The sequence below is a fragment of the Bradyrhizobium sp. CCBAU 65884 genome (assembly GCF_028128835.1).
Taxonomy (GTDB): Bacteria; Pseudomonadota; Alphaproteobacteria; order Rhizobiales; family Xanthobacteraceae; genus Bradyrhizobium; species Bradyrhizobium ottawaense.
This window is the reverse complement of record NZ_LBJU01000093.1, coordinates 1-10,000: the sequence shown is the minus strand read 5'-3', so window position 1 is coordinate 10,000 and position 10,000 is coordinate 1. Positions and strand designations below refer to the sequence as shown.

Annotated in this window: 4 protein-coding genes and 1 rRNA gene (1 of these 5 cut by a window edge); 3 read left to right on the top strand and 2 right to left on the bottom strand. The window is 63.6% G+C overall.

Annotated features, from left to right (window positions below):
* Positions 1 to 1,110, bottom strand: a 16S ribosomal RNA gene (locus XI03_RS07325) (it extends 379 nt beyond the left edge of the window).
* A gap of 1,131 nt (positions 1,111 to 2,241) precedes the next feature.
* Here XI03_RS07325 and XI03_RS07320 point away from each other — a divergent pair.
* Both XI03_RS07320 and XI03_RS07315 read left to right on the top strand, forming a co-directional pair.
* Positions 2,242 to 4,305 carry a M23 family metallopeptidase gene (locus XI03_RS07320; protein WP_038948503.1) on the top strand — a complete coding sequence of 688 codons (2,064 nt, stop codon included), beginning with the start codon at positions 2,242 to 2,244 and terminating at the stop codon, positions 4,303 to 4,305.
* Between the two features lie 154 nt (positions 4,306 to 4,459).
* Complete coding sequence (locus XI03_RS07315) at positions 4,460 to 6,079, top strand: hypothetical protein (RefSeq protein WP_271591728.1); 1,620 nt, start codon at positions 4,460 to 4,462, stop codon at positions 6,077 to 6,079.
* A gap of 145 nt (positions 6,080 to 6,224) precedes the next feature.
* Here XI03_RS07315 and clpB read toward each other — a convergent pair whose 3' ends face one another.
* Positions 6,225 to 8,864 (bottom strand): ATP-dependent chaperone ClpB, encoded by a 2,640-nt coding sequence (gene clpB, locus XI03_RS07310; protein ID WP_271591727.1) that lies wholly within the window; start codon positions 8,862 to 8,864, stop codon positions 6,225 to 6,227.
* Between the two features lie 239 nt (positions 8,865 to 9,103).
* Here clpB and XI03_RS07305 point away from each other — a divergent pair, with 239 nt between their 5' ends.
* The gene (locus XI03_RS07305; RefSeq protein ID WP_271591726.1) at positions 9,104 to 9,892 is read left to right on the top strand and encodes an MOSC domain-containing protein; all 789 of its coding nucleotides are present in this window, start codon (positions 9,104 to 9,106) and stop codon (positions 9,890 to 9,892) included.
* Positions 9,893 to 10,000 lie beyond the last annotated feature (108 nt).

Below are 10,000 nucleotides of genomic sequence, written 5' to 3'. Positions count from 1 at the left end.
ACCGGCAGTCTCCTTAGAGTGCTCAACTAAATGGTAGCAACTAAGGACGGGGGTTGCGCTCGTTGCGGGACTTAACCCAACATCTCACGACACGAGCTGACGACAGCCATGCAGCACCTGTGTTCCAGGCTCCGAAGAGAAGGTCACATCTCTGCGACCGGTCCTGGACATGTCAAGGGCTGGTAAGGTTCTGCGCGTTGCGTCGAATTAAACCACATGCTCCACCGCTTGTGCGGGCCCCCGTCAATTCCTTTGAGTTTTAATCTTGCGACCGTACTCCCCAGGCGGAATGCTTAAAGCGTTAGCTGCGCCACTAGTGAGTAAACCCACTAACGGCTGGCATTCATCGTTTACGGCGTGGACTACCAGGGTATCTAATCCTGTTTGCTCCCCACGCTTTCGTGCCTCAGCGTCAGTATCGGGCCAGTGAGCCGCCTTCGCCACTGGTGTTCTTGCGAATATCTACGAATTTCACCTCTACACTCGCAGTTCCACTCACCTCTCCCGAACTCAAGATCTTCAGTATCAAAGGCAGTTCTGGAGTTGAGCTCCAGGATTTCACCCCTGACTTAAAGACCCGCCTACGCACCCTTTACGCCCAGTGATTCCGAGCAACGCTAGCCCCCTTCGTATTACCGCGGCTGCTGGCACGAAGTTAGCCGGGGCTTATTCTTGCGGTACCGTCATTATCTTCCCGCACAAAAGAGCTTTACAACCCTAGGGCCTTCATCACTCACGCGGCATGGCTGGATCAGGGTTGCCCCCATTGTCCAATATTCCCCACTGCTGCCTCCCGTAGGAGTTTGGGCCGTGTCTCAGTCCCAATGTGGCTGATCATCCTCTCAGACCAGCTACTGATCGTCGCCTTGGTGAGCCATTACCTCACCAACTAGCTAATCAGACGCGGGCCAATCTTTCGGCGATAAATCTTTCCCCGTAAGGGCTTATCCGGTATTAGCACAAGTTTCCCTGTGTTGTTCCGAACCAAAAGGTATGTTCCCACGCGTTACTCACCCGTCTGCCGCTGACGTATTGCTACGCCCGCTCGACTTGCATGTGTTAAGCCTGCCGCCAGCGTTCGCTCTGAGCCAGGATCAAACTCTCAAGTTGGACTTGAACTTTGAACCGGCTGATCACAACGTTTGACGAGGTCCCACCATTATCGACCGAAGTCGATGTGCTGCCTGCGATTCACATCGCTGGCAACGATGGTGTTTCCTTTGAAACGTGTACCGCCGAAGTCTTTCGTCCGGTCCCGACCAGAAAAGCCGAAGCTTTTCAGGAGCGAGACCCGCAAGGACTCCGCCGTCCACGTTTCTCTTTCTTCATCTTCACTTGTCAAACAGCCCGAGACCGTGAAGGTCTCAACCTTCCTGAGAGGAAGGGTTCCGACACCCTTACCGACGATGGATGAACTCCAATCGACTTACGTCGACTGTTGTGTCACTCAACAAGGTGAGGAGCATCAGTGGCGCGTTCGCTCGCCTTGGTCAGTGACCCGGCGGCGCCGCGCTCAGTGGTCGGGTTATAGGCCCCCGCACTCGGGATTGTCAACGCCCATTGTCAACAAATCGTCGCACGGTGGATTGTCGCTAAAAACAACGCGTTTCCAGATGGTTACAAGGACCGCGGATGCGTCGATCCGATCGGGGTGGTGAAAAAACTTGAAAAAAGTTTGGGCCCCAGGGGGCTCCGGAGCCGACCTGGGAGGGGTCGTGGGAGGGGACCGGGAAGCGACCTGGCAAGCGACCTGGCAAGCCACCTGGGAAACGGCTTGGCGATTGGATTGGAGCGCGGGTCGGCGACTTGGCGAGAGCTTGAGGGGCGGCTTACCGTACCTTCGCGGTGGGACGCAGCTGGCGGCACCCTCTCGGGAGGCCCCCGCCCTCCGGCCGTTCAGGAAACTTTTTCGATGACAGGCGCCGTACTTGAGCCACAATCCCGCGGCGTTCTGATAAGAGACAAGCTTGAATCGCAGGGATGCCAGTGGGGGCTGCCGGCGGTTTTCATGGGGTCAGAGGAAGGCGATCTTGCAGATGACGCGGCCTTCCTCCGACATTCGAGAGACATCGAGAGAGCTTCACCCGTCCAGCTGTTCGTAATTTCGGCCGGCCCCATCGCGGGGCCTTCTGAGCACGGACGCCTGCGCGGCTTGCCTTTTCCGGCGATCCCCCATCAAGAGGGCGACCAGGACAAGGGTTCGAAAGCGGGCATCTTGGGTCGTTGATTGGGGGACTTGCGTTGAACCACAGGACATCACGCGGCGCTTACGGGCGTGAGACCGGGATCATCGATCTCGGCCACGAGCCGCCGCTGTCCGTCGATGGTTCTGAAGCCGCCGTAATCGACCGCCGCCGCGTCTCGGTGCAATGGTTCAGCGGGACAATCTTGACCGGACTCTGCGGCGCAGCCCTGATTGGCGGCGCCGTTTTCGCATCGCTCGACGGCGAGATGACCTTCGCCAAGGTGCCGGAGCGGGTCGAGGGCGCGCTGCGCGGTGCATTCGGCGCCGCCGATCGCGCCGCCACGCTGCACAAGAGCGACCGCCTGCCGCCGCCGAGCGAATCCACGGCGTCCCGCAACATCATGCGCGTCTCCACGGTGGCCCGCGTCGGCAACCGCGACGTGATGCGGGTGCGCCCCTTCGTCCGGATCGCCGGCAATCTGTCGATGACGACGAGCGACCTGTCGGCGAAGATCCCGCCGTTCAACGCCCAACGCCTGCTCACCGATGTCGGCTCCGATCCGAAGACCGCATCCGACGATCCCAACAATCCCGAAGCGGTCGAGCCCGACGCCGAAGTGTCCTTTGTCACCAAGGACCTGTCGCCGGTGCTGCCGAAAGCCAAGATTTCCGCGGTGGTGGCGCTCGACGACATCCTGATGCGGGTGCGCGATGCCGCCAACTGGCGCGGCAATGGCGGGGTGCGCTACGCCTCGCTCGCCAATGCCGCAGCCGACGTCTCCGGTGCGACCGGCCCGTCCGACATCAGAAGCGCCTACGCCGCGGAAGCCTCGCCGTCCGATCCCTATGCCGGCTTCGAGACGCGCGTGGTGCCGGAAAACGTCACGCTGCTGCCCAAGACCAAGGAGCAGATCACCGGCGGCAATCCCAACGGCGAACGCGTCCATCTGGTCAAGAAGGGCGACAGCGTCGCCTCGGTGCTGCGCGATCTCGGCGCGAACGCCGACGAGATCAAGGCGATCACCGCAACGCTCGGCCCCCGCGGCCGCGACGGCGGCCTCAAGGACGGCGAGAAGCTCCGCATCCTGATGGCGCCGGCGAGCCCCGGTGCCCGCCTCCAGCCCTACCGCGTCGTCGTCGCCAACGAGACCATGGTCGAGGCGATCGCTGCGCTGTCCGATCTCGGCAAATACGTCGCGGTCGACGTCTCCAGCATGAACACCGTCGCCGATGCCGCGGCCAGCGCCAGCAGCGATGACGACGATGATGACGACGGCTCCGGCGTGCGGCTCTACCAGAGCATCTACGAGACCGCGATGCGCAACAAAGTGCCGATGCCCGTCATCGACGACATGATCAAGATCTACTCCTACGACGTCGATTTCCAGCGCAAGGTGCAGCCGGGCGATTCCTTCGACGTGTTCTACGCCGGCGAGGACGAGGGCGTGACGTCGACGGAGAAGAACGACGTGCTGTTCGCCTCCCTCACGGTCGGCGGCGAGACCAAGAAATACTACCGCTACCAGAGCCCCGACGACGGCGTCGTCGACTACTATGACGAGACCGGCAAGAGCGCGAAGAAATTCCTGGTCAGGAAGCCCGTCAACAACGCCATCATGCGCTCCGGCTTCGGCGGTCGCCGCCACCCGATCCTGGGCTATGTGAAGATGCACACCGGCGTCGACTGGGCCACGGCCTACGGCACGCCGATTTTCGCCTCCGGTAACGGCGTGATCGAGAAGGCCGGCCCCGAAGGCGGCTACGGCAAATATATCCGCATCAAGCACAACAACGGCTACGAGACGGCCTACGGTCACATGTCCGCCTTTGCCAAAGGCATGGAGATCGGCAAGAAGGTACGGCAGGGCCAGGTGATCGGCTTCGTCGGCTCATCCGGCCTGTCGACCGGCCCGCACGTCCACTACGAGATCCTGGTCAACGGCCGCTTCGTCGATCCGATGCGCGTAAAGCTGCCGCGCGGCCGTTCGCTCGAGGGCCCGATGCTCGCAGGCTTCGAGAAGGAGCGCGACCGGCTCGACGGCATGATGAGCGGCCGCGGCGGCGCCATCGCCCGCATGTCGGACGCGACCGGCGGCCCGTTGCAGGTCAGCAACCGCTAATTGCAACCGGCCGACATCGGCCGGACATCTCCAGAACACGATCCGAATTCGACGTTCTCGCGCGAGGCCCCGCTTGGCGGCTTCTCAACGTCAAGTTTCGTTTGCCAAAGCGGCACCAGGGGCGAATACTTTCCAAAAAACGGGAGGTCTCGCCATGAAGAACAGGCTCGCCTGCGCAGCGGTCGTCGCTGCCCTTTTCGCCACCACGAGCGTATCGGCCGAGACCTGGGAGGTCACCAAGCTGGTCCAGGGCTCGGCATTCCATGGCGTGCATGGGCTCGGCATCGACAAGGCCGGCCATCTGTTCGCCGGCAGCGTCGCCGGCGCCGCTCTCTACGAGGTGGACGTATCAGGCGGTACCGCCAAGGTTGCAATCCCCTCGCCGATCGGAATGGCCGACGACATCGCGTTTGCGCCCGACGGCACCATGGCCTGGACCGGATTTCTCGCCGGCGATCTCTATGCGCGCAAGGGCGACGGCCCGATCAAGAAGCTCGCGAGCGGCCTTCCCGGCATCAACTCGCTCGCCTTCCGCAAGGACGGCAGGCTCTATGCCACCACCGTTTTCCTCGGCGACACGCTCTATGAGATCGACGTCGAGGGCGTGAAGCCGCCGCGCCAGATCATGGAGAAGATGGGCGGCCTCAACGGCTTCGAGTTCGGTCCCGACGACAAGCTCTACGGTCCGCTCTGGTTCAAGGGCCAGGTCGCGAAAGTCGATGTCGACAAGGCCGAGCTGACCGTCGTCGCCGACGGCTTCAAGGTCCCGGCCGCGGTGAACTTCGATTCCAAGGGCAATCTCTTCGTGGTCGACACCGCGCTCGGCCAGCTCGTCCGGGTCGATCCCAAGTCGGGCGCCAAGACCCTGGTCGCGCAACTGAAGCCGTCGCTGGACAATCTCGCGATCGACGACAAGGACCGCATCTACGTCTCCAACATGGCCGACAACGGCATCCAGGAGGTCGATCCCGCGACCGGCCAGGCCAAGCAGATCATCATCGGCAAGCTCGCTTTGCCCGGTGGCATCGGCGTCACCTCGGAGAACGGCAAGGATACGATCCACCTTGCCGACGTGTTCGCCTATCGCACGGTGGACGGCGCAACCGGCGAGGTCACCGAAAAGGCGCGCATGCACGCCGCAGGCACCACGCTGGAATATCCGATGAGCGCGACGGCGAAGGGCAACGATGTGGTGCTGTCGAGCTGGTTCACCGGCACGGTGCAGGTGATCGACGCCAAGACCGGCGCGACGCGCGACATGCTGCACGGCTTCAAGGCGCCGCACGATGCGATCATGCTCGCCGACGGCAGCATTTTGGTAGCCGAACTCGGCACCAAGTCGCTGGTCAAGGTGAGCGGCGAGCACGGCAAGGATCGCACCACGCTGATCGGCGACCTCGAGGGCCCGGTCGGGCTCGTCCGAGGCAAGTCCGACGAAGTCTACGTCACCGAAGCCTTTGCAGGCACCGTGTCCCGGATCGACAGCAACGGCGAAAAGACCGTGGTCGCCAAGGAGCTGAAAATGCCCGAAGGCATCGCGCGCGGGAACGACGGCAAGCTCATCGTGGCGGAAGTCGGCGCCAAACGGCTGATCGAGATCGCGCCGGAAAGCGGCAAGATCACCGAGATCGCCGCCAATCTCCCGATCGGCCTCGCGGGCGCTCCCGGCGGATTGCCGACCAACATTCCGACGGGCGTCGGCATCGGAGCTTCAAGCGTGATCTATTTCTCGTCCGACATCGAGAACGCCATCTACAAGGTGGTGAAGAAATAGCGTCTGATCCCCACCGCGTTAGCTAAAGCGAGATGCTGCGCACCTTTTCGGACCACGCTTTTGCCAGCGCCCCCCAAAACAAAACGCCCCGGAGAGGCTGACCTCTCCGGGGCGGCTTGTCGTTTCAGGCTTTGATCGCCCGCGTTCAGTTCAGCTTCCGCTTCGCCACTGGCGCCTCGAACTGGGTGATCTCGGCGGTCTGCGGTGCCTTGCCGTTGAAGGTCAGCACGTTGCCTTCGGAGGAGATCGCGACACTGTCGCCGTCCCTGACGTCGCCGGCCAGGATCATCTCGGCGAGCGGGTCCTGGACGTGACGCTGGATCACGCGCTTGAGCGGCCTTGCGCCGTAGGCGGGGTCCCAGCCCTTGGCGGCGAGCCAGTCGCGGCCAGCGGCGTCGAGCGTCAGCACGATCTTGCGATCGGTCAGCAGCTTCTGCAGCCGCGCGAACTGGATCTCGACGATCCGGCCCATCTCGCTCCGCTGCAAGCGGTGGAACAGGATGATCTCGTCAACGCGGTTGAGGAATTCGGGGCGGAAATGCCCGCGCACCATTCCCATCACCTGCTCGCGCACGGCCGAGGTGTCCTCGCCCTCCGGCTGATTCACCAGGAATTCCGAACCGAGGTTCGAGGTCATGATGATCAGCGTGTTGCGGAAGTCGACGGTGCGGCCCTGGCCGTCGGTCAGGCGGCCGTCGTCGAGCACCTGCAACAGGACGTTGAAGACGTCGGGATGCGCCTTCTCGATCTCGTCGAACAGCACCACCTGGTAGGGCCGGCGCCGCACCGCTTCGGTGAGCGCGCCGCCCTCGTCATAGCCGACATAGCCCGGAGGCGCGCCGATCAGCCGCGAGACCGAGTGCTTCTCCATGTATTCGGACATGTCGAGGCGGACCATCGCGGTCTCGTCGTTGAACAGATACTCCGCGAGCGCCTTGGTCAGCTCGGTCTTGCCGACGCCGGTGGGCCCTAAGAACATGAACGAGCCCGTGGGGCGGTTCGGGTCCTGCAGGCCCGCGCGCGAGCGGCGCACGGCAGTTGCGACCGCACGCACGGCCTCGGCCTGGCCGACGACGCGGGTGCCGAGCTGCTCCTCCATCTTCAGGAGCTTTTCCTTCTCGCCCTCCAGCATCTTGTCGACGGGCACGCCGGTCCAGCGCGAGACCACCTGGGCGATGTGGTTGGCGGTGACCGCCTCCTCCATCATCTCGCCGGAGCCTTCGCGCGCCTCGATATCCGCAAGCTGCTTCTCGAGCTGCGGGATCCGGCCATAGGCCAGCTCGCCGGCCTTCTGGAATTCGCCGCGACGCTGGGCGTCGGCGAGATCGACGCGCAGGGCGTCCAGCTCCGATTTCAGCTTCTGGGCGTTGGAGAGCTTGTTCTTCTCCGCGCTCCAGCGTGCCGTCAGCGCCGCGGACTTCTCCTCGAGCTCGGCCAGCTCCTTTTGGAGCGCCTCGAGACGGGATTTGGAGCCGGGGTCGCTTTCCTTCTTCAGAGCTTCCTGCTCGATCTTGAGCCGGATGATCTCGCGGTCGAGCGAATCCAGCTCCTCCGGCTTGGAATCGACCTGCATCTTCAGCCGGGCCGCGGCCTCGTCCATCAGGTCGATCGCCTTGTCGGGCAGGAAGCGGTCGGTGATGTAACGGTTGGATAGCGTCGTCGCCGCGACAAGCGCGGAATCGGTGATCCGCACGCCATGGTGCTGCTCGTACTTGTCCTTGAGGCCGCGCAGGATCGAGATGGTGTCCTCGACCGAGGGCTCGCTGACGAAGATCGGCTGGAAGCGCCGCGCCAGCGCGGCGTCCTTTTCGACATGCTTCTGGTATTCGTCGAGCGTGGTCGCGCCGATGCAGTGCAGCTCGCCGCGGGCGAGCGCGGGCTTGAGCAGGTTGGAGGCGTCCATCGCGCCGTCGCCCTTGCCGGCGCCGATCAGGGTGTGCATCTCGTCGATGAACAGGACGAAATTTCCCTCGCTCGCGGTCACTTCCTGGAGCACGGACTTCAGCCGCTCCTCGAACTCACCGCGGTATTTCGCACCGGCGATCAGCGCGCCGAGGTCGAGCGACAGCAGCTTCTTGTCCTTCAGGCTCTCCGGCACGTCGCCGTTGACGATGCGCAGCGCGAGGCCCTCGGCGATGGCGGTCTTGCCGACGCCGGGCTCGCCGATCAGGACGGGATTGTTCTTGGTCCGACGCGAGAGCACCTGGATGGTGCGACGGATCTCCTCGTCGCGGCCGATGACCGGATCGAGCTTGCCGTCGCGCGCGGCCTGGGTCAGGTCGCGGGCATATTTCTTCAGCGCGTCGTACGCGTTCTCGGCGGTGGCCGAGTCGGCGGTGCGGCCCTTGCGCAGGGCCTCGATCGCCGCATTGAGGTTTTGCGGGGTGACGCCGCCTTTGGCGAGGATGGTGCCGGCCTCGCTGGTCTTCTCCAGCGTCAGGCCGAGCAGCAGCCGCTCGACGGTGACGAAGCTGTCGCCGGCCTTCTCGCCGGCCTTTTCGGCGGCATCAAAAGTACGGGCGAGCTCGGGCGCCAGATAGATCTGGCCGGCGCCACCGCCACTGACCTTCGGCACCTTGCCGAGGGCATCCTCGGTCGCCTTCAGAATTGCACGGGAATTGCCGCCGGCGCGGTCGATCAGACCGGCAGCCAGCCCCTCATTGTCGTCCAGGAGGACCTTGAGCACGTGCAGGGTGGAAAACTGCTGGTGTCCCTCGCGCACCGCGAGCGACTGCGCTGACTGGACGAAGCCCCTGGAGCGTTCGGTGTATTTGTCGATATTCATCTTTTCTGTCCCTCGGCCTGCCCCTGGAGCCCTCTAAGGCACTCCAAACGGCATCTTCATTGGGTTTCCGATTACCGCATTGACGTTTCTCAACCGGTAACGGTCGTGTTTTGCCGACCTTGCCGCCGGCCTGAGGCAGATGTGGGAAGCAGGTTGCAGATGCGAAAGAGGCCAGTTCACAATTTCGTGCGCTGGCCCGTCGGCTTGGCGGGGCCGGCTCGAATCCCTTAAGTAGCGGCATGACAGCTAGCCAGACCGCCGAGATCACCGGCCTTTACCGCTACCCGATCAAGGGCCTGACACCGGAGCTCCTGCACCGCGCCCGCTTGCGGACAGGCCAGACCCTGCCCGCCGACCGCCGCTACGCCATCGAGAACGGCCCGAGCGGCTTTGATCCCGAGCGACCCGAGTGGAAGCCGAAAATCCAGTTTCTGATGCTCGCGCGCAATGAGCGGCTTGCCGAGCTCGACAGCCGGTTCGACGACGCCACCAATGTCTTGACCATCCGCAGGGACGGCCAGACCGTCGCCAGCGGCGATCTCGAGACCGCGGCCGGGCGCGCCGCCATCGAGCGCTACTTCGCGGAGAATTTTCAGCCGGAGCTGAAGGGGTCGCCAAAGGTCCTGTCAGGCCGCGACCACAGCTTCTCCGACGTCGCTCGCAAGGTGGTCTCCATCATCAATCTCGGCAGCGTCCGCGCCATCGAGACCATGCTGGGCGGCACCGTCGTGAATCCCCTGCGTTTCCGCGCCAATCTCTATGTGAAGGGTTGGCCGGCCTGGTCGGAGCTCGATCTCGTCGGCCAGACGCTGGCGATCGGCGCGGCGCGCCTGAAAGTGGTCAAGCGCATCGTCCGCTGCCCGGCCACCAATGTCGACCCGCTGACGGCCAAGCGCGATCTCGAGATACCGCCGACACTCTCGCGCAACCTCGGCCACATGGACTGCGGCATCTATGCCGAGGTGATCGAAGGTGGCGACATCGGCGTCGGCGATGCGATCGCGTTGGAAGAGCCGAAGCTCGTCTGAGCGAACTCCGCTGCCGTAGCAACCATTAAAACACGCCCGATTTCCGCGAGCATGACGCCGTGCTTGCGGCCGTCAAGGCGTGGCCTGGCGGCAGTCGACGTGAGGTGA

What these genes read in the sequence shown, in the direction of transcription:
- XI03_RS07305 (WP_271591726.1), top strand. Translation starts at nt 9,104, where the DNA reads ATGACAGCTAGCCAGACCGCCGAGATCACCGGCCTTTACCGCTACCCG.
- XI03_RS07315 (WP_271591728.1), top strand. Translation starts at nt 4,460, where the DNA reads ATGAAGAACAGGCTCGCCTGCGCAGCGGTCGTCGCTGCCCTTTTCGCC.
- clpB (WP_271591727.1), bottom strand. Translation starts at nt 8,864, where the DNA reads ATGAATATCGACAAATACACCGAACGCTCCAGGGGCTTCGTCCAGTCA.